Annotated in this window: 22 protein-coding genes; 12 read left to right on the top strand and 10 right to left on the bottom strand. The window is 69.2% G+C overall.

Annotation, left to right across the window (positions count from 1 at the left end; genetic code table 11):
• Nucleotides 1-47: 47 nt before the first annotated feature.
• Nucleotides 48-641: a TetR/AcrR family transcriptional regulator gene (locus tag AD72_RS08370; RefSeq protein WP_031465848.1), complete on the top strand. Its 594-nt coding sequence runs from the start codon at nucleotides 48-50 to the stop codon at nucleotides 639-641.
• A 47-nt stretch (nucleotides 642-688) separates the two neighbouring features.
• Nucleotides 689-3,001 carry an MFS transporter gene (locus AD72_RS08375; RefSeq protein ID WP_231644759.1) on the top strand — a complete coding sequence of 771 codons (2,313 nt, stop codon included), beginning with the start codon at nucleotides 689-691 and terminating at the stop codon, nucleotides 2,999-3,001.
• Between the two features lie 26 nt (nucleotides 3,002-3,027).
• Here the strand turns inward: AD72_RS08375 and AD72_RS08380 are convergent, their stop codons facing one another.
• Nucleotides 3,028-4,008 carry a CobW family GTP-binding protein gene (locus AD72_RS08380; RefSeq protein WP_031465850.1) on the bottom strand — a complete coding sequence of 327 codons (981 nt, stop codon included), beginning with the start codon at nucleotides 4,006-4,008 and terminating at the stop codon, nucleotides 3,028-3,030.
• 119 nt (nucleotides 4,009-4,127) lie between these two features.
• Here AD72_RS08380 and AD72_RS08385 point away from each other — a divergent pair, with 119 nt between their 5' ends.
• Nucleotides 4,128-4,751, top strand: a complete 624-nt coding sequence (locus tag AD72_RS08385) for a hypothetical protein (RefSeq protein ID WP_031465851.1) — start codon at nucleotides 4,128-4,130, stop codon at nucleotides 4,749-4,751.
• On the opposite strand, the gene AD72_RS08390 is transcribed toward AD72_RS08385, so the two are convergent.
• Together AD72_RS08390 and AD72_RS08395 are read right to left on the bottom strand one after the other, a co-directional pair.
• Nucleotides 4,738-5,061 carry a putative quinol monooxygenase gene (locus AD72_RS08390; protein ID WP_031465852.1) on the bottom strand — a complete coding sequence of 108 codons (324 nt, stop codon included), beginning with the start codon at nucleotides 5,059-5,061 and terminating at the stop codon, nucleotides 4,738-4,740. The genes AD72_RS08385 and AD72_RS08390 overlap by 14 nt on opposite strands.
• A 23-nt stretch (nucleotides 5,062-5,084) precedes the next feature.
• A complete protein-coding gene (locus AD72_RS08395; RefSeq protein ID WP_031465853.1) occupies nucleotides 5,085-5,498 on the bottom strand; it encodes a MarR family winged helix-turn-helix transcriptional regulator in 414 nt (137 codons plus the stop codon).
• Nucleotides 5,499-5,587: 89 nt separating this feature from the next.
• Here AD72_RS08395 and AD72_RS08400 point away from each other — a divergent pair, with 89 nt between their 5' ends.
• The 6 genes from AD72_RS08400 (at nucleotide 5,588) to AD72_RS08425 (ending at nucleotide 9,842) form a co-directional block, all read left to right on the top strand.
• The gene (locus tag AD72_RS08400) at nucleotides 5,588-6,154 is read left to right on the top strand and encodes a non-oxidative hydroxyarylic acid decarboxylases subunit B (RefSeq protein WP_031465854.1); all 567 of its coding nucleotides are present in this window, start codon (nucleotides 5,588-5,590) and stop codon (nucleotides 6,152-6,154) included.
• 13 nt (nucleotides 6,155-6,167) lie between these two features.
• Entirely contained in the window at nucleotides 6,168-7,598 is a 1,431-nt protein-coding gene (locus AD72_RS08405; protein WP_031465855.1) for a non-oxidative hydroxyarylic acid decarboxylases subunit C, read from the top strand.
• The gene (locus AD72_RS08410; RefSeq protein WP_031465856.1) at nucleotides 7,595-7,825 is read left to right on the top strand and encodes a non-oxidative hydroxyarylic acid decarboxylases subunit D; all 231 of its coding nucleotides are present in this window, start codon (nucleotides 7,595-7,597) and stop codon (nucleotides 7,823-7,825) included. Before AD72_RS08405 ends, AD72_RS08410 begins: the two co-directional genes overlap by 4 nt.
• Nucleotides 7,822-8,076 (top strand): hypothetical protein, encoded by a 255-nt coding sequence (locus tag AD72_RS08415; protein ID WP_031465857.1) that lies wholly within the window; start codon nucleotides 7,822-7,824, stop codon nucleotides 8,074-8,076. The genes AD72_RS08410 and AD72_RS08415 overlap by 4 nt, the downstream gene beginning before the upstream one ends.
• A gap of 4 nt (nucleotides 8,077-8,080) precedes the next feature.
• Entirely contained in the window at nucleotides 8,081-9,010 is a 930-nt protein-coding gene (locus AD72_RS08420) for an NAD-dependent epimerase/dehydratase family protein (protein ID WP_031465858.1), read from the top strand.
• A gap of 64 nt (nucleotides 9,011-9,074) precedes the next feature.
• The gene (locus tag AD72_RS08425; protein WP_031465859.1) at nucleotides 9,075-9,842 is read left to right on the top strand and encodes an SDR family NAD(P)-dependent oxidoreductase; all 768 of its coding nucleotides are present in this window, start codon (nucleotides 9,075-9,077) and stop codon (nucleotides 9,840-9,842) included.
• 3 nt (nucleotides 9,843-9,845) lie between these two features.
• On the opposite strand, the gene AD72_RS08430 is transcribed toward AD72_RS08425, so the two are convergent.
• Genes AD72_RS08430 through paaZ form a run of 7 tightly spaced genes read right to left on the bottom strand, consistent with a single transcriptional unit; the run spans nucleotide 9,846 to nucleotide 16,685 of the window.
• Complete coding sequence (locus AD72_RS08430) at nucleotides 9,846-10,928, bottom strand: branched-chain amino acid aminotransferase (protein WP_031465860.1); 1,083 nt, start codon at nucleotides 10,926-10,928, stop codon at nucleotides 9,846-9,848.
• Between the two features lie 48 nt (nucleotides 10,929-10,976).
• Nucleotides 10,977-12,029, bottom strand: coding sequence for a 1,2-phenylacetyl-CoA epoxidase subunit PaaE (gene paaE / locus AD72_RS08435; protein WP_031465861.1), 1,053 nt, complete (start codon nucleotides 12,027-12,029; stop codon nucleotides 10,977-10,979).
• Nucleotides 12,029-12,520 (bottom strand): 1,2-phenylacetyl-CoA epoxidase subunit PaaD, encoded by a 492-nt coding sequence (paaD, locus tag AD72_RS08440; RefSeq protein ID WP_156365088.1) that lies wholly within the window; start codon nucleotides 12,518-12,520, stop codon nucleotides 12,029-12,031. Before paaD ends, paaE begins: the two co-directional genes overlap by 1 nt.
• Before the next feature lie 14 nt (nucleotides 12,521-12,534).
• The gene (gene paaC / locus AD72_RS08445; RefSeq protein WP_031465863.1) at nucleotides 12,535-13,413 is read right to left on the bottom strand and encodes a 1,2-phenylacetyl-CoA epoxidase subunit PaaC; all 879 of its coding nucleotides are present in this window, start codon (nucleotides 13,411-13,413) and stop codon (nucleotides 12,535-12,537) included.
• Between the two features lie 7 nt (nucleotides 13,414-13,420).
• Nucleotides 13,421-13,714 carry a 1,2-phenylacetyl-CoA epoxidase subunit PaaB gene (gene paaB, locus AD72_RS08450; protein ID WP_020502051.1) on the bottom strand — a complete coding sequence of 98 codons (294 nt, stop codon included), beginning with the start codon at nucleotides 13,712-13,714 and terminating at the stop codon, nucleotides 13,421-13,423.
• Nucleotides 13,711-14,652, bottom strand: coding sequence for a 1,2-phenylacetyl-CoA epoxidase subunit PaaA (gene paaA, locus AD72_RS08455; protein WP_031465864.1), 942 nt, complete (start codon nucleotides 14,650-14,652; stop codon nucleotides 13,711-13,713). Before paaA ends, paaB begins: the two co-directional genes overlap by 4 nt.
• A complete protein-coding gene (paaZ, locus tag AD72_RS08460) occupies nucleotides 14,649-16,685 on the bottom strand; it encodes a phenylacetic acid degradation bifunctional protein PaaZ (protein WP_031465865.1) in 2,037 nt (678 codons plus the stop codon). Before paaZ ends, paaA begins: the two co-directional genes overlap by 4 nt.
• 179 nt (nucleotides 16,686-16,864) lie before the next feature.
• Between paaZ and paaI the strand changes: the two genes are divergently transcribed.
• From paaI to AD72_RS08475, 3 genes are read left to right on the top strand one after another with little or no spacing between them, the layout of a single operon-like run.
• Nucleotides 16,865-17,257: a hydroxyphenylacetyl-CoA thioesterase PaaI gene (gene paaI / locus AD72_RS08465; protein ID WP_031465866.1), complete on the top strand. Its 393-nt coding sequence runs from the start codon at nucleotides 16,865-16,867 to the stop codon at nucleotides 17,255-17,257.
• A gap of 3 nt (nucleotides 17,258-17,260) precedes the next feature.
• Nucleotides 17,261-18,580, top strand: a complete 1,320-nt coding sequence (gene paaK / locus AD72_RS08470; RefSeq protein WP_031465867.1) for a phenylacetate--CoA ligase PaaK — start codon at nucleotides 17,261-17,263, stop codon at nucleotides 18,578-18,580.
• Nucleotides 18,577-19,182, top strand: a complete 606-nt coding sequence (locus AD72_RS08475) for a TetR/AcrR family transcriptional regulator (protein ID WP_031465868.1) — start codon at nucleotides 18,577-18,579, stop codon at nucleotides 19,180-19,182. Before paaK ends, AD72_RS08475 begins: the two co-directional genes overlap by 4 nt.
• Nucleotides 19,183-19,206: the final 24 nt, after the last annotated feature.

Consider the following 19,206-nt stretch of genomic DNA (forward strand, 5'->3'; position numbering starts at 1 on the left):
TAAGTGTACGAAACCGTTTCGGTTCGTTAGGGGTGAAGGGAGCAGCCGTGGAGAGCAAAACCGCACGCAAGACCCGGCTGACTCCGGAACGCGAGGCCGAGCTCTACGAGGCCGTGCTCGCCGAGCTCTGCGAGATCGGCTACGAGCAGCTGACCATGGACGCGGTTGCCGCGCGCTGCCGGTGCAGCAAGGCGACGCTCTACCGGCAGTGGAGCGGTAAACCGCAGCTGGTCGCCCAGGCCGTACGGCACAGCAAGCGCGGGGAGCTGTTGTCCTACAAGGACACCGGCTCGCTGCGCGGTGATCTGCATGCGATCGCGAGCCGGTTCGCCAAGGCCAAGGCGAAAAAGGACCTCGCCGTCGTCCGGGCGATCTCACCCGCGATGCGCGACTGCGCGGACCTGCGGGACGCGATGCGCGAAACCATCTTCGAGCCCGAGCTGGAGGTCATCCGCTCGGTGGTGGACCACGCGGTGGCACGCGGCGAGCTCACCGAGGGCGCGAAGACCAACGACTATCTGCCACATCTGCTTTTCGGGGCCGTGTTCACCCGCCCGTTCATCGAGGGCCGCGAACCCGACACCGCCTACCTGCTGCGCTACGTGGACGACGTGGTGCTGCCCGCTCTCACGCGGAACTGAGAACCACCGGCGCGATGAAGCGCCAGACATCGAACCGGAGGACCCGTATGTCTGCTACGACCATGGAACACGCGCCGCCGGGCAGCAAAGCGCCCGGCACGCGCAAACACACGCCGAGCCGCTGGTGGGCGCTCGCGGTGATCGGGCTCGCCCAGCTGATGGTGGTGCTGGACGCGACCATCGTGAACATCGCGCTCCCCTCGGCACAACACGACCTCGGCTTCACCAATGACGCGCGCACCTGGATCGTGACCGCGTACTCGCTCGCGTTCGGCAGCCTGCTGCTGCTCGGCGGGCGGCTCGCGGATCTGTTCGGGCGGCGCAACACCTTCATCATCGGCATCATCGGTTTCGGCGCGGTCTCCGCGCTCGGTGGTGCCGCGAACGGGTTCACCATGCTGGTGATCGCCCGCGCGCTGCAGGGGATGTTCGGCGCCCTGCTCGCTCCGTCCGCGCTGTCCCTGCTCACCACCACGTTCACCGATCCGAAGGAACGCGGTCGCGCGTTCGGTGTGTTCGGTGCGATCGCCGGTTCCGGTGGCGCGGTCGGCCTGCTGCTCGGCGGGGTGCTCACCGAGCACCTGGACTGGCGCTGGACGATGTACGTGAACTGCGTGATCGCGGTGGTCGCCATCCTCGGCGCGCTGGTGTTCATCCGCCGCCAGGCCCCGGCCGAGCGGCCGAAGCTGGACCTGCTCGGCACGGGTCTCGTCGCCGCGGGGCTGTTCTCCCTGGTGTTCGGGTTCTCCAATGCGGAGACCTACGACTGGAGCGACCCGATGTGCTGGGCGTTCCTGGCCGGGGGCGCGGTGCTGATCGCGCTGTTCGCGTTCTGGGAGACCCGTGCGGCCCATCCGCTGCTGCCACTGCGCATCCTCGGTGATCGCAACCGCGCGGGTTCCTACCTGAGCGTGTTCATCTCGGGTGCGGGCATGTTCGGGGTGTTCCTGTTCCTGACCTACTACCTGCAGACCACGCTGCACTACACGCCGATCCAGACCGGGCTCGGCTTCCTGCCCATGGTCGGCATGATGATGCTGGTCTCGCAGTTGTCCACGAACGTGCTCGTGCCCTATGTGGGCCCGAAGGCCACGGTCCCGGTCGGGATGGCGCTGGCCGCGGGTGCGCTCGTGCTGCTGACCGGTCTCGGCCCGGACAGTTCGTATGCCGCGCACGTGCTGCCCTCGCTGCTGATGCTCGGGGCGGGCCTCGCACTGGTCATGCCGGTCGCGATGAGCCTGGCCACGCTCGGGGTCGCCAGCCACGACCAGGGGGTCGCCTCCGCGACGGTGAACACCATGCAGCAGGTCGGCGGTTCCATCGGTACCGCGCTGTTCAACACCATGGCGGCCACCGCGGCCGCGGACTACTTCGCCGAGCACCGCACCGACGCGGATGTCGCGGTGCAGGCCGGACTGCACAGCTACGCCTACGCGTACTGGTGGGCCGCGGGCTTCTTCGCGGCCGGGCTGCTCATCGCGGTGCTGATCTACCGCAAGGGCCGCCCCTACGGCCAGCGCAAGAAGGAGCAGGAGCCCGCGCAGCAGGTCCCTGCCGACCTCGCGGAGCCCAAGCACGCACTGCGCGCGGAGACCAACGGCAGCGGGGTTTCGGTGCACGGCAAGGTGTTGCACGGCAGGCAGGAGCCCGCCGCCGGTGCGGTGGTCACGCTCATCGACCAGGCCGGGCGCCAGATCGACCGCATCACCGCCGACCAGAACGGACGGTACGCGGTGCTCGCGCCGACCAGCGGGAACTACGTGCTGCTCGGCGCCGCTCAGGGGCACGAGCCGAAGGTCACCCCGCTCGCGGTGGGCACCACCCCGCACGCCTTCGACATCGTGCTCAGCGAGAACACCGGGGAGCTCGCCGGCAGGGTGGCGGACCGTTCGGGCCCGATCGCCGGTGCGCTGACCGTGGTCACCGATGAGCAGGGCAGCGTTTCCGGGTCCGCGCTCACCGAGACCGACGGCGGCTACCGGCACACCGAGCTCGTGCCCGGCACCTACACGCTGACCGTGACCGCGGACGGCTACCAGCCGACGGCGGGACCGGTCACCGTGGCCGCCGGTGAGCCGACCAACCGGGATGTGGAACTGCGCGATGCCACGCGGTTGCACGGCACGGTGCGCGATGCCAGCGGTGCCCCGCTGCACGATGCGCACGTCTCACTGCTGGACGAGGCGGGCGCCCTGGTGAACCGGTACCGGACCGGCGAGGACGGCAGCTTCGCGTTCGCCGACCTCTCCGGAGGCAGCTACACCATCGTGGCCAGCGGCTACCCGCCGGCGTCCAATGCGGTGACCCTCACCGGAACCGGGCGCGACGACGTGGAGCTCACGCTGAGCCACGCGGACTGAGAGCGATCGTGTTGCGGTGCGCGCTCTCAGTGCGCGTACCGCAACACATCCAGTAGATCCTTCTCGGTGCTCGGGGCCTCGGCGAGGCATCCGCGCAACCGTTTCTCGATGCCCCCCGCATCCAGCGCGCGGCCGATCAGTACCAGATCGGTCGCGCGCTGTTGTCCGTGCGGCCACGGCTCCCGGCGGAACCGCAGATGCCGTCCGACGGTCTGCAGACCGAACCGGTCCGGGTAGCCGGGCACATCGAAGTGGGTGTATCCCTTGACCCGGAACAGTTCCGGCGGCCGGTCGCGCAGGAATTCCATCAGCAGCACCGGATCGAGCGGTTCCTCGGCATGGAAGGACACCGATTCGTAGGTCTCGTGCGCATGGCCCTCGTGCGAGTCCGGTTCCTCGAGCTCGTCGAAGGACAGTTGCCGAGGACCGGTCTCGGCGCTGCGGTCGAAGAGCAGCTGCGGATCGAGCGCACCGCCCACGGTCTCCACGATCGGCACCGTGGCGCCGATCCGTTCCCGCACCCGGCGCAGTGTGGCCTCGTCGGCGAGGTCGATCTTGTTCAGCACCACGAGATCCGCGAACGCCAGATGCCGTTCCAGGTCGGGATTCTGCTCGGCGACCCGTTCGAACTCGGCCGCGTCCACCACCTCGAGCATGCCGCCGTACTCCAGCCGCTCCCCCGCGTTCGCCAGCACCAGACGCACCACGGCCTGCGGTTCGGCCAGCCCGCTCGGTTCCACGAGCACCACGTCGACATCGGCCTCCGCGAGCCCGGCCAGCGTGTCGCCCATGTCCTCGGTGTCGATCGCGCAGCACAGACAGCCGTTGCCGAACGAGACCATGGTGTCCACCTGGGCCGAGATCGCCATGGCATCGATGTTGATCGCGCCGAAATCGTTCACCACGACCCCGACCCGCACCCCGTTCCTGTTGTGCAGCACGTGATTGAGCAGGCTCGTCTTGCCGGAACCGAGGAACCCGGCGACCACGATGACCGGAACCCGCACACTGTCCTCCTCGCTCGATTCTCCGGGCCGCAACGGTACCGTCCGATTCCCGCCAGCACGCCACCCGCCGGTGCTGCCACGCTGATCCGGTCCACCCGAGCCGGAGCGAGGTGCGCACCATGCCGCTGCCCAACCGCGTCACGCCGTACGGGGAGATCGTGCGCGCCCCGGAACGGGGCACGCTGCTCGGCAACCGCGGGCGGCTGCACCGGATCACCCCCGATGGCGATCCCGAGCTCGTCCGCAGCCACCGCACCCGGAACTGGCTCGCCTGCCTGCTCGAGTTCAACGGGCGGCGGCGCACCGTCATGGGGCCGCGTTCCTATACCGAGCTGTTCTTCCTGGACGAAGTCACGGCGCTGGCCGCGGGGCACCGGCCGTGCGCCGAATGCCGCAACCGGGACCTCGGCCGGTTCAAGCGTGCCGTGGGCCTGACCGCGGCCGCGCAGGTCGACCAGTGCCTCGCCGCGGACCGGATGACCGCACAGGGCACCCAGCGCACCCGGCCGATGGCCTTCGCCGAACTGCCCGAGGGCGCGCTGTTCGACTGGCAGGGCGCACCCTGGCTGCGCTGGCACGGGGACGTGCTGCGGTGGAGCCTCGGCGGCTACCGGGAACGGTGCGCCGATTCCCTGGCGCCCGCCGAGGTCACCGTGCTCACCCCGCTGCTCACCGTGCGGGCGCTGCGCGCGGGCTATGTCCCCGGCGTGCACCCCAGCGCGGAGGAACTCAGTCGATCTTGAGCTCGCCCATCTCGCTCCACCAGGTGGCGCCCTCGATCTTGGTGCTGACGATGTCCGGGGTCCGGCTCACCATGGGGCGCATGGTTTCCAGGCCCGCCCGGAAGTGCTCCGAGTTCACGTGTGCCTCGGCCGCGTCATCGGCGAACGCCTCGACGAGCACGAAGGTGTTCTCCTCCTCGACGCTGCGCGACCACTCGAACCACAGGTTGCCCGGTTCCGCCCGGGTGGCCTTGGTGAACGCGTCCACGCTGTCCAGCCAGGTGTCCGTGTACTCGGCCTTGACCCGGAATTTGACCACGATGAAAATCATCGCCCCAGTTTAGGCGGCCCGGTCTAGGTGGCGCCGCCCGCCAGCCTGCCGAGCAGCTCGCGCAGCTGCTCGCGCTCCGTGGAACTCAGCCGGGACAGCAGCGCCTCGTCCACCCCGTCGGCGAGCACCTTGTGCGCCCGCAGCGCCTGTTCGCCCACCGAGGTCAGCCACACCGTCCGCCTCCGGCGATCGGCCCCGATCTCCCTGCTGATCAGCCCGCGCTGTTCGAGCCGCAGCAGCAGGCTGGTGAGGGTGGCCTTGTCGATGGCGGCCCGTTCCCCCGCGGTGGCCTGGTCGAGCCCCGGTTCCGCGGCGAGCACGGTCAGCACCGCGTACTGCGGTTTGGTCAGCTCGCCGAGCGTGGCCTGCCAGCGAGCCGCGTGCTCCTGCATCACGCGGCGCATGAGATGGAATACCGCTTCCTCGATCGCGGCCATGGGAGCATGGTAGTCTGTGATAGTTAGTTCGTATACGAACTAATCCGCCGAGTTTTGACATCGGCGGAAAGGCGACCGTGGGAGCCACGATGCGACTGGTCATCGGGATCACCGGCGCGACGGGTGCCCCGTTCGGCATCCGCCTGCTCGAGACCCTGCGCGAACTGCCCGATGTGCAGACCCATCTGGTACTCAGCCGGTGGGCGCGCACCACCATCGAACTCGAGACCCCGTACCGGGTCGGTCAGGTGCGCGAACTCGCGGATGTGTCCTACGGGCCCGGGGATCAGTCGGCCGTGATCTGCTCGGGATCGTTTCGCACCGATGGGATGATCGTGGCTCCGTGCAGCATGAAGACCCTCGCCGGGATCCGTACGGGCTACGCCGACGGACTGATCGGGCGCGCCGCGGATGTGGTGCTCAAGGAACGGCGCAGGCTCGTGCTCGTGCCGAGGGAGACCCCGCTGCACGAGATCCACCTGGAGAACATGCTCGCCCTCTCCCGCATGGGAACCGTGATCCTGCCGCCCATGCCCGCCTTCTACAACGCCCCGGAGACGATCGAGGACATGGTGGACCACGTGGTCACCAGGGTGCTCGACCAGTTCGACCTTCCCGCGCCGAACGCCGCGCGCTGGACCGGACTACCGCGATAAGGAGTGAGCACCCATGGCATACGACGATCTGCGGTCCTTCCTCGACACCCTCGACCGGGAGGGCCAGCTGCTGCGGGTCGGCGAGCGTGTCGACCCCGAACCTGATCTGGCCGCAGCGGCGAACGCCGCGGCCCGCCTCGGGGATACCGCGCCCGCGCTGCACTTCGACAACATCACCGGATTCACCGGGGCACGGGTCGCGGCGAACGTGCACGGTTCCTGGGCCAACCACGCGCTCGCGCTCGGACTGCCGAAAACAACTGGGATCCGGGAACAGGTCGAGGAGTTCGTCCGCCGCTGGGACCGGTTCCCCGTTCCGGTGGAACGGCGCGCCGATCCGCCGTGGGCCACCCACGTGCTCGAGGGCGAGGATGTGGACCTGTTCCAGGTGCTGCCGCTGCACCGGCTCAACGAGGGCGACGGCGGTTTCTATCTGGACAAGGCCGCGGTGATCTCCCGCGATCCCGAGGATCCTGAGCACTTCGGCAAGCAGAACCTCGGCGTGTACCGGATGCAGGTCAAGGGAAAGGCGCGGCTCGGTCTGCAACCGGTGCCCATGCACGACATCGCGCTGCATCTCGGCAAGGCGGAGGAACGCGGCGAGGATCTCCCGGTCGCGATCGCCATCGGCAACGAACCGGTGATCTCGATCGTGGCCGCCACCCCGATGGCCTACGACCAGAGCGAGTACGAGATGGCCGGTGCCCTGCGCGGGGAACCGGCCCCGGTGAGCACCGGAGGACTGACCGGGCTGGACATCCCGTGGGGCGCCGAGGTGGTGCTGGAGGGGGTCGTGCTGGGCAGGGAACGCGAGATCGAGGGCCCGTTCGGCGAATTCACCGGGCACTACTCCGGAGGACGGCGGATGCCGGTGATCCGGGTGGACCGGATCTCCTACCGCACCGATCCGGTGTTCGAGACGCTCTACCTCGGCATGCCGTGGACCGAGGTGGACTACCTGATCGCGGCGAACACCTGCGTCCCGGTCTACCAGCAGCTCAAGGCCGAGTTCCCGGAAGTGCGGGCGGTCAACGCGATGTACACGCACGGCCTGCTGGCGATCATCTCCACCAGGCAGCGGTACGGCGGTTTCGCCAAGGCCGTCGGGATGCGCGCCATGACCACACCGCACGGCCTCGGTTACATCAAGACCGCGATCATGGTCGACGAGGATGTGGATCCCTTCGATCTGCCGCAGGTGATGTGGGCGCTGTCCACGAAGATGAACCCGGCAGGCGATCTGGTGAACATCCCGAACCTCCCGGTGCTCTCCCTCGATCCGGGTTCCCAGCCCGCCGGGATCACGAACAAGATGATCCTGGACGCGACCACCCCCGTCCCGCCCGACGACCGCGGCCATTTCGGCCAGCCGGTGCAGGACCTTCCGGAGACCGCGGACTGGATCAGCAAGCTGGCCGCACTGCGAGAGGAGAATCCGCGATGACCTGTCCACGTTGCGCAGAGCAGAGGATCGAACGGCTCGCCGTCTCCCCCGTTCCCGGGGCTTGGGAGGTGTACTGCTGTGCCCGCTGCGGGTACAGCTGGCGCAGCTCCGAACCGGCCCGGCGCACGGACCCGGAGCAGTATCCCGAGCGGTTCCGGCTCACCGCGGAGGACATCGCCGCGGCCACCGAGGTTCCCGCGATCCCGCCGTTGCGGGGCCGGTCATGAACGACACCCTGATGTGGGAGGTGCGCGCCAGCGAGGGCAACCGGGACGCGCTGCTGGCCTGGGTGCGGGACACCGGCCTGCCCGCGGTCACCGCGAGCCCCGGTTTTCTCGACGCGCGCATCTACCTCGGCGGACAGGACCGGGTCGTGGTGATCGCGCACTGGTCCGGTGAACCCGTACGGTTACCGGATCCGCCGCAGGAATGGCTCGCCCGGCCGATAGCGCAGTGGCCGTTTCAGCGGTATAGCTGAAACGGTGCGCGTGTTCGTGACCGGGGCGACCGGGGCCATCGGCGGTCATGCCGTCCCCGCGCTGGTGCGCGCCGGTCACGAGGTCACCGCGCTGGCCAGGTCCGGGCAGAAGGCCGCAGTACTCGCCGATCAGGGCGCGCACCCGGTATCGGTCTCGCTGTTCGACGCCCGCGCCCTCGCCACGGCGTTCAGCGGTATGGACGCGGTAGTCAACCTCGCCTCCGCGATGCCGAGCACGCTGCGGTTCCCGCTCTACCGCGCCTGGCAGGAGACCGAACGGGTGCGCACCGAGGGTTCTGCCGCCGTGGCCGAGGCGGCCCGCACCGCCGGGGTCGGCAGGCTCGTGCAGGAATCGGTCGCGATGCTGTACCGGCCGGGCGGGTCCACCTGGATCCGCGAGGACTGGCCACTGGACGAATACCCGCAGACCCGGGGGAACCTGGCCGCCGAGGCGAGCGCCCGCCGGTTCACCGCAGCCGGCGGCATCGGAACCGTGCTGCGCCTCGGCCTGTTCTACGGACCGGGCGCCGCGCATGCCGAGCAGCTCTATGCCCTGGCCCGGAAGCGGATCGGGGTGCGGTTCGGGCCGCCGGGGAACTACCTCTCGCTCATCCACCTCGCCGACGCGGCACGAGCGGTGGTCGCCGCGCTGACGGCTCCGGCGGGGCCGTTCAACGTGGTCGACGACGAACCACTGACCCAGCGCGCACAGCTGGCCGCGCTCGCCACCGCGGCCGGTCGCACTCCGCTGCTGCGCGGTCCGGGACGGGCCGGGCTGCTGCTCGGTTCCCGGCTGACCTCACTGACCCGCTCACTGCGGGTCAGCAACGCCGCATTCCGCGCGGAGACCGGCTGGGCGCCGCGCTATCCCAGTGCCCGGGCGGGATGGCTGGCCACGGCCGCGGTACTGGAGCAGCGAATTAGGCAAGACTGACCCCAAAGAGCAGATTGACGATACAGTCGACGGTCGGACTCCGCGGCGCGATCAAGGAGTGGGTATGGGGAACCTCAGCGGCAAGATCGCATTGGTCACCGGTAGCAGCCGGGGAATCGGACGAGGGATCGCCGAACGCCTGGCCAGGGACGGCGCCCTGGTCGGCGTGCACTACGGCAACAACGAGGCGGCCGCCAAGGAGACCGCCGCACTCATCTCGGCGGCAGGTGGCCGGGCCTTCATCGTCGGCGCGGAACTGGGCGTGCCCGGCGATATGGACACGCTCATGGCCGGACTGGTCGCCGGGCTCGAGGCGCACGGCGAGTCCGCGATCGACATCCTGGTGCACAACGCGGGACTCAACTTCATGGGCCGCTCGATCGAGGTGCTGACGCCCGAGGAGTTCGACCGGATGATCGCGGTCAACGTCAGGGCCCCGTTCTTCCTGACCCAGCGACTGCTGCCCCGGCTGCGCGAGGGCGGCCGGATCATCAACATCTCCTCGGTCTCCACCCGGGTGGCCTCTTCCGGGGACAGCATCGGTTATCCGCTCAGCAAGGGCGCGCTCGATGTGTTCAGCCACGCACTGGCCAAATACCTCGGACCGCGGCGAATCACCGTCAACGCCGTGGGAGTGGGCTACACCGACACCGACATGACCGCCGAGGTGCTGGCCGATCCGGCACACGTCGAGCGCAATATCGGCAGAACCGCGCTCGGCCGCATCGGCCAGGTGCCGGATATCGCCGACGCGGTCGCCTTCCTCGCCTCCGACGAGGCCCGCTGGATCACCGGGACCAAGCTCGATGTCAGCGGGGGCGTCGGACTCTGAGGTTCACGGAACCGGGTGCAGCCAGCCGTCCGGATCCTTGGCGCGGCCGTACTGGATGTCGAGCAGGTGCTCGCGCAGGCCGAGCGTGGTCTTGCCCGGAACACCCGCACCCACGGTGAATTCCCCTTCCCTGCCCCGGAATCCGGTGATCGGGGTGACCACGGCCGCGGTTCCGGCCGCGAACACCTCCGTGACGGTGCCCTCGCGGCAGCCCGTGCGCAGTTCGTCCAGCCCGATGGCCCGCTCGACCGGGGTGAGGCCGTGCTCCTCGGCGAGCGCGAGCAGGCTCGCCCGGGTGACGCCTTCGAGGATGGTGCCGAGTTCCGGGGTCACCAGCTTGCGGTCCGAGGTGACCAGGAAGATGTTCATGGTCCCGGATTCCTCGAGTTTGCTCCGGTCCGCCGCGTCCAGGTAGAGCACCTGATCGCAGCCGTGCTCCCGGGCTTCCTGTTGCGCGGCAAGGCTTCCCGCGTAGTTGCCACCGCACTTGGCCGCCCCGGTCCCGCCCTTGCCCGCGCGGGTGTACTCCTCGGTGATCCACAGCTGCACCCCGGAGTCGCCGGAGAAGTACCCGCTCGAAGGGCTGGCGATCACCGCGTAACGCGCCTCGGTGGCCGATCGGACGCCCAGGAACGCCTCGCTGGCGAACAGGTACGGGCGCAGATACAGGCTCTGTTCCCCTTCACCCGCGGGCACCCAGTCCGCGTCCGCGCGCACCAGCGCCTCGAGGCTGCGCACGAAGTCGGCCTCGTCGAGCGGCGGAAGGGCCAGCCGTCGCGCGGAATCGGTGAACCGGCGGGCATTGCGCCACGGACGGAACAACCGGATCCCGCCGTCCTCGTGCCGGTAGGCCTTGAGTCCTTCGAAGATCTCCTGCGCGTAGTGCAGTACTCCCGCGGCGGGGTGCAGGCTGAACGGGGCGAGCGCGGTCACCCGCCGGTCGTGCCAGCCCGTATCCGCGGTCCAACTCGCGACCGCCATGTGATCGGTGAAGTACGCACCGAAACCGGGATCGGCGAGAATGGCGGCGCGCCGGTCGGCCGGAGTCGGATCCGGATGGGGCTCGAGCGGGAAATCGGCAGTCATGGTCCCGATTCTAGGCCGGGCCCGGGTTTTCCGGGCTGTTGACAGTTCTCAAGCGTCGAAGTCCACGGTGATCCGCTCGGATACCGGAAGCGACTGACAGGTCAGCACGAATCCCTGGTCGACCTCGGCCTCCTCCAATGCGAAATTGCGCCGCATGTCCACCTTGCCCTCGGTGACCTTCGCCCGGCAGGTACCGCACACCCCGCCCTTGCACGCGAACGGCAGATCCGGCCGGGCGCGCTGGGCACCGTCCAGGATCGGGCTGTCGTACCCGATCGGCGCGGCGGTGGCGCGCCCGTCCAGCAGCACGGTCACCTCGCTCTGTGCCCCGTCCGGCTTCGGTTCCTCGTGCCGCACCGGGGCGGGCGGTTCGGCGTCCACATAGAACAGTTCCTGATGGATCCGTTCCTTGGGCGCTCCGGTCTCCAGCAGCAGCGCCCGGGCCTCGGTGACCATCTCGAACGGCCCGCACAGCCACCAGTGGTCCACCTCGGCCGGGACGATCGCGAGCAGTTCGCGCAGTTTCTCCGCATCGAGGCGCCCGGTGAACAGTTCCGCCTCGCGGGGTTCCCTGGACAGCACATGCATCAGTTCGATGCGGGCCGGATAACGGTCCTTGAGGTCGGCGAGTTCATCGGCGAACATCACCGTCTCGGCGCGCCGGTTGCCGTAGAGCAGTGTCACGGTGCTCTCCGGATCCCGCAGCACCGTCGCGGCGATGGAGAGCACCGGGGTGATCCCGGAACCCGCCGCGATCAGCACATGATGACCGGGGCTGGCCAGATCCGGGGTGAACTTCCCGGTCGGCGCGCCCACCTCGATCTCCTCCCCCGGGCGCACCTCGTTGACCAGCCAGGTGGAGAACAGCCCCTCGGGCACCTCGCGCACACCGATGCGCGGCGCGGATCCGGCGGGTGCGCAGATCGAGTAGGAGCGCCGTTCCTCGCGGCCGTCCACGGTGCGCCGCAGCGTCAGCGACTGCCCGGCGCGGAAGGTGTAGGTCTCGCTCAGCTCCTCGGGCACCTCGAAGGTCACCGCGGCCGCGTCCCCGCACAGCCGGTCGATGCGCGCGACCTTGAGCGGATTGAACTCCCTGGCCATCAGAACTCCTTGAAGTACTCGAACGGTTCGACACAGCTGCGGCAGCGATACAGCGCTTTGCACGCGGTCGCACCGAACCGGGACAGCTGCTCGGTGTCCGGCCCGCCGCAGTGGGGACAGCGCACCGCGCGCACCGGGGAGCCGAGGGTGAGCGGAACCGGTCCGCCTGCCCTGGCCGGTGCGGCGCCCGGCGGGGCGATCCCGGCCTCGGCGAGCCTGCGCCTGCCCGCGGCACTGATCCAGTCGCTGCTCCACGGCGGATCGAGCACGGTGCGCACCTCGACCTCGGCGAAACCCGCCGCACGCAAGGCATGCACCAGATCGTCGCGCATCGTGTCCATCGCCGGGCAGCCGCTGTAGGTCGGGGTGATGGACACGATCACCCGTCCGTCGCATTCGGACACCTCGCGCAGCACGCCGAGATCGGCGAGGGTGAGCATCGGCAGCTCGGGATCGGTCACGGTGGCGGCGATCGCGTAGGCATCGCGCAGCGGGGTCACGGTGCTCACCAGCTCGCCTCCGGATGCGCGCGTGCCACGCTCTGCAGTTCGGCGAGCACATACCCCATGGCCTCGGTGTGCAAGCCGTCCCGTCCGGTGCGCCCGGCCACCCCGGCCAGTGGGGCGCGCTCCGGGAGGCTCAGTCCCGCGGCCGCGCAGACCTGTGCCAGTACCGCGTCGAACTCCGCGCGGGTCTCGGCGGGATCCACCGCGACACCCGCGAGCGCGCGCTCCACCTCGTGGGTGGCGAACAGTTCCCCGACCAGTGGCCAGATTCCGTCCAGTGCGCTCTGCATCCGCTGGTGCGAGACCGCGGTGCCGTCGCCGAGCCGGACCACCCAGTCCGCGGCGTACTCCCGGTGATAGGTCAGTTCGGGTACCGCCTTCGCCGCGATGGCCGCGAGCACCGGATCCCGCGAGTCCCGCAGTCGCTGCATGACCGCGAGCCGCCAGGTACCGAACACCAGGACCGTGGCGAGCAGTTCGGCGAAGTCCCCGTGCGCGTGTTCGGTGAGCCGGACATTGCGGAACTCGGACTCGGCTCGGAAGAACGCGTACTCGTCCTCGCCACGCCCGGATCCGTCCGCCCGGCCCGCCCTGGTCAGCAACAGCCGCGCCTGGCCGAGCAGATCGAGGCCGATATTGGCGATCGCGACCTCGTCCTCGAGCTCCGGCGCCCTGGTGCACCACTGCTGCAGGCGGTGCGAGGCGATCAGCGCGTCATCCCCGAGCATCAGGCAGTAGGCGGCGAGCGCCGCACCGTCCACATCGGACGGCACGCTGGTGTCCACACCGGACAGTGGGTCGTCGAAGCCGGTGCCGAACGCCCAGCGCGCGTCGTCCTGTGCCTCGGCGAGCGCCTCGTAGGCATTGTCGAAACTCATGGCTCACCTACATGTGGGGAACGTTGTCGGGGATCTCGTAGAAGGTCGGATGCCGGTACACCTTGTCCCCGCTCGGCGCGAAGAACGGGTCCTTCTCGTCCGGGCTGGACGCGGTGATGTCCGCGGCGGCGACCACCCAGATGCTCACGCCCTCGTTGCGCCTGGTGTAGAGATCCCGCGCGTTGCGCAGCGCCATCCGGTCGTCCGCCGCGTGCAGCGAACCGACGTGCACATGGTTGAGGCCGCGCTTGCCGCGCACGAACACCTCGTACAGCGGCCAGTCCTTCCGCACTTCACTCATGCCGCGCTCCTTTCCCGATCACGCTGCTTGGCGGCGTGCGCCGCGGCGGCCTCGCGGACCCAGGCCCCGTCCTCGTGCGCGGCCCGGCGCTTCGCGATCCGCTCGGCATTGCACGGGCCGTTGCCCTTGAGGATCTGTTTGAACTCGTCCCAGTCGATGGCACCGAAGTCGTAGTGCCCGCGCTCGGCGTTCCAGGACAGTTCCGCATCGGGGAGGGTGACCCCGAGCGCCTCGGCCTGCGGCACGCTCATGTCCACGAACCGCTGGCGCAGCTCGTCATTGGTGTGCCGCTTGATCTTCCAGGCCATGGACTGCTCGGTGTTCGGGGAGTCCGCGTCCGGCGGGCCGAACATCATCAGCGAGGGCCACCACCACCGGTTCGTGGCCTCCTGCACCATCTCCCGCTGTGCCTCGGTGCCGCGCATCATCGTCATCAGCAGCTCGTAGCCCTGCCGCTGGTGGAAGGACTCCTCCTTGCAGATCCGGATCATCCCGCGCGCGTAGGGCCCGTAACTGCTGCGGCACAACGGAACCTGATTGCAGATCGCCGCCCCGTCCACCAGCCAGCCGATCACCCCGACATCGGCGAAGGTGACCGTCGGATAGTTGAAGATCGAGGAGTACTTCTGCGCCCCGCTGATCAGCTTCTCGGTCAGCTCGGTGCGGTCCGCGCCGAGGGTTTCCGCCGCGGAGTACAGGTACAGCCCGTGCCCCGCCTCGTCCTGCACCTTCGCCAGCAGGATCGCCTTGCGCCGCAAGGAAGGCGCGCGGGTGATCCAGTTGCCCTCCGGCTGCATGCCGATGATCTCGGAGTGCGCGTGCTGGGAGATCTGGCGGATCATCGTCTTGCGGTAGCCCTCCGGGACCCAGTCGCGCGGTTCCAGCCGCTGGTCCCGGGCGATGGTGTCCTCGAACCTCCGCTCCAGTTCCTCGGTCATTCCGTCGCCTCCTTGCTGACCAGTGTGAGCAGGTCGTACTTGGCCACCGATTCCTCGTTCTGGTTGGTGACATCCACATCCCAGCGGACCTCGCCGTAGTCCGCGTTCTCCCGCGGCGTGATCCGCTTGGCCGTCAGGGTCACGGTGAGCGCGTCTCCCGGTTTGACCGGGGTGAGGAACCGGAGGTTCTCCAGCCCGTAGTTGGCCAGTACCGGACCGGGTTCCGGCGAGACGAACAGGCCCGCGGCGAACGAGACCACCAGGTAGCCGTGCGCCACGATCCCGCCGAAGAGTTCGTTCACGGCCGCGGCTTCCTCATCGGTGTGCGCGTAGAAGGTGTCCCCGGTGAACTCCGCGAAATGGTCCACATCCGCGCGGGTCACCGTGCGCGGCGCGGTGACCACCGAGTCCCCGATCCGCAGCGTGGCAAGGGATTTCCGGAACGGGTGCGGGCCATCCGCCTGCCGCCGCGCGCCGGGGACCCATTGCCCGCCGACCGCGGTGAGCACATCCGGGGAACCCTGTACGGCGGTGCGCTGCATGTGGTGCAGCACGCCGCGGATCCCGCCCATCTCCTCGCCGCCGCCCGCGCGCCCGGGCCCGCCGTGCACCAGCGCGGGAAGCGGGGAACCGTGCCCGGTGGACTCCTTCGCGTCGGTGGCGTCGAGCACGAGCACTCGCCCGTGCCATGGCGCGAGGCCGCGAACCACGGTGGCCGCGAAGGCGGGATCCCCGGTGACCACCGAGCCCGCGAGGCTGCCCCGTCCGCGGGCGGCCAGCTCGATCGCCTCCTCGGCCGACTCGTACGGGATCAGCGTGGCGACCGGTCCGAACGCCTCGACCTTGTGCGGTTCGGCGCGCCCGGTGTCCTCGGCGCGCAGCAGCACCGGAGACACGAAGGCCCCTTGCTCGGCGTCCCCCTCGATCACCTCGGCCCGCTCGGGATCCCCGTACACCACGCGGGCCGCGCCGAGCAGTGCCTTGAGCGAGCGGCGGACTTCCTCGCGCTGCTCCAGGCTCGCCAGCGCCCCCATCCGCACCCCTTCGGCATCCGGGTTGCCGACCGTGACCCGCCCCAGTCGCTCGGCGGCCGCCTCCCCGACCGCGTCGATCAGCGCGGCGGGCACGATCGCGCGCCGGATCGCGGTGCACTTCTGGCCCGCTTTCACGGTCATCTCGGTGACCAGCTGCTTCACGAACAGGTCGAATTCAGGCGTGCCGGGCTGGGCATCGGGGCCCAGGATCGAGCAGTTGAGCGAATCGGCCTCGGCGTTGAACCGCACCGCGCCGCGCACGATGGCCGGGTGCGCGCGCAGTTTCCGCGCGGTGTCCGCGGACCCGGTGAACGAGACCACGTCCTGTTCGGTGACATGGTCGAGCAGATCCCCCGCGCCGCCGCAGATGAACTGCACGGCGCCTTCGGGCAGGATCCCGGATTCCACGATCAGTTCGACCAGCCGCGCCGTCAGGTAGGCCGTCTGGCTCGCGGGTTTGATCACGCTCGGCACTCCGGCGATGAAGGCGGGCGCCAGTTTCTCCAGCGGGCCCCAGACCGGGAAGTTGAAGGCGTTGATCTGCACCGCGACCCCGGGCAGCGAGGTCGCGATGTGCTGGCCCAGGAAAGTGCCGCCCTTGGACAGTGGTTCGATCCCGCCGTCCAGATAGACGGTGTCGTTGGGCAGCTCCCGCTTGGCCTTGCTCGCGTAGCCGAGTAGTGCGCCGATCCCGCCGTCGATGTCGAACTTGGAGTCCCCGAGGGTCGCCCCGGTGCGTGCGGAAAGGGCGTAGAGCTCTTCACGGTGTTCACGCAGGTGGCTGCCGAGCGCCTTGAGCAGGGCGGCCCGCTGGTGAAAGGTCAGTTCGCGCAGCGCGGGTCCGCCGACCCGGCGCCCGTAGTCGAGCACCGCCCCCATGTCGATGCCCGCCGAGGAGATGCGCGCGACCTCCTCCCCCGTCGCGGCGTCGCGCACCGGCGTGCCGTCCGCGGGGACGTGCCATCCGCCTCGCACATAGCTGCCTGCCACCGGAGCCATCCGCACCGACCTCCAATTACCAACCGAATGTTCAGGAAATAGGGTAACGCCGGTGGGCCGATAGCGAAACCCCGTACTTGACAAGCGGCAGGTATCGGGCAGACATTGATAACCGTCCAATCGGTCAGTTTGCAAGGCGGTGTTGCCTCTTGTCTCGTCCGGAGACCGTGGTGCGGTCCATGTACGACAACGACCTGGCCTCCCAGGCGCTCGGGATCGAGCTCGGCGAGGTGGGCACCGGTACGGCGGCCGCGCGGATGCGGGTCACCGAGCGGATGGTCAACGGGCACGACATCGCGCACGGCGGCTACCTGTTCCTGCTCGCCGATTCCGCCTTCGCCTTCGCCTGCAACAGTCACGGCCCGGTGACCGTGGCCTCCGGCGCCGAGATCAATTTCGTGACCTCGGCCCGGCTCGGCGATCAGCTGCTCGCCGTCGCCGAGGAACGCACCCGCTACGGGCGTAACGGGATCTGCGATGTGACCGTCTACCGCGAGAACGGCGGCGAGCGCGAGGTGATCGCGGAGTTCCGGGGCCGCAGCCGGGTGATCGAACGAGAGCAGAGGAGCTGACAGATGACCGCCACGAGAAGGCTCGGCGACGCACCGGCACCGGATTCGCTCAGCGATGCCGAGCGGATGAGCGTGGACGAACTGCGGTCCCGTCAGCTGGAGCGGTTGCGCTGGACCCTCGAACACGCCTACCGGAACGTGCCGTTCTACCGGGAACGCTTCGACGCGTTCGGGGTACGGCCGGAGGACTGCAAGGAACTCGAGGACCTGGCGAAGTTCCCCTGCACCACCAAGAAGGATCTGCGCGACCACTACCCCTTCGGCATGCTGGCCGTCCCGGAGCGGCAGCTGCGCCGCATCCACGCATCCAGTGGCACCACCGGGAAACCGACCGTGATCGGCTACACCGACGGGGACCTCGAGGTCTGGGCGGGAGCACTGGCCCGTTCGATCTTCGCCGCGGGTGGCCGGGCCGGGGACAAGATCCACAATTCCTACGGCTACGGACTGTTCACCGGTGGGCTCGGCGCGCACTACGGCATCGAGAAGCTCGGCGCCACCGCGATTCCCGCCTCCGGGGGAATGACCGCGCGGCAGGTGCAGATCATCACCGACTTCCGCCCGGACGGGATCATGGTGACCCCCTCCTACATGCTCACCCTGCTCGACGAGTTCGAGCGCCAGGGTGTGGATCCCGCGTCCTGTTCACTGCGTTACGGCGTGTTCGGCGCGGAACCGTGGACCGAGCAGATGCGCCAGGAGATCGAACAGCGGCTGGACCTGCATGCGGTGGACATCTACGGACTCTCCGAGGTGATGGGGCCCGGTGTCGCCCAGGAATGCGTGGAGTCCAAGGACGGACTGCACATCTGGGAGGACCACTTCTACCCGGAGATCGCCGATCCCGTCGAGGGCACGGTCCTGCCCGACGGGGAGTACGGCGAGCTGCTGTTCACCTCGCTGACCAAGGAAGCGATGCCCGTCATCCGGTACCGCACCCGGGATCTGAGCACGCTGCGCCCGGGCACCGCGCGGCCCGCGTTCCGGCGTATGGACAAGGTCACCGGGCGCAGCGACGATATGATCATCCTGCGCGGGGTGAACATCTTCCCGACCCAGATCGAGGAGATCGTGCTCGGCGTGCAGGGCATGGCACCGCATTTCCAGATCAAGCTCTCCTCGAAGGGGCGGATGGACCACATGGAGGTACACGTGGAGGCGAGCCCCGCGACCGGCGCGGACCGCCGCCGCACCGCTGCCGAGGAGATCGCCGCACGCATCAAGGACGGGATCGGCATCAACGTCGGCGTCGAGGTCGTCGATCCGGACACCCTGGAGCGTTCGGTCGGCAAACTGCGCCGGGTCGTGGACAACCGCACGTGACGACGGCGGCGAAGCGCGGAAGGCCCGGCTACGACCTCGAGTCCCTGCTCGCGGTCGCCGTCACGCTGTTCAACGAGCGCGGCTACGACGGCACCAGCATGGAGGACCTGGCGCGCAAACTCGGCATCACCAAGTCCGCCATCTATCACCACGTGCCGAGCAAACAGGAGCTGCTGCGGCTGGCCGTGAACCGCGCCCTGGACGGTCTGTTCGCCCGGGTCGGCGAGCTGGAATCGTTGCCGGACAAGGCGATCGAGCGCCTGGAGTATCTGGTGCGCGGCAGTGTGCGGGTGCTCGCCGAACAGCTGCCGTTCGTCACCCTGCTGCTGCGCATCCGGGGCAATACCGAGGTGGAGCGGGCCGCGCTGGCCCGGCGCAAGCAGTTCGACAGGATCGTCGCGGATCTGGTCGAGCGGGCCGCGCGGGATGGCGACCTACGCGCCGACGTGGACCCCGCGACGGCTGCGCGCCTGCTGTTCGGCATGGTCAACTCGCTGGTCGAGTGGTACCGCCCGCGCAGCAATGGGGAGCTGGACGGGGCCGCCCTCGCCGACACCGTCGCCGCCGTGGCCTTCGACGGCCTGCGTACCCGGAACCCGTGACCATCGCCTGGAATCCGAGGAGTC

It is taken from the genome of Sciscionella sediminilitoris (assembly GCF_000737195.2).
GTDB classification, from domain to species: domain Bacteria; phylum Actinomycetota; class Actinomycetes; order Mycobacteriales; family Pseudonocardiaceae; genus Sciscionella; species Sciscionella sediminilitoris.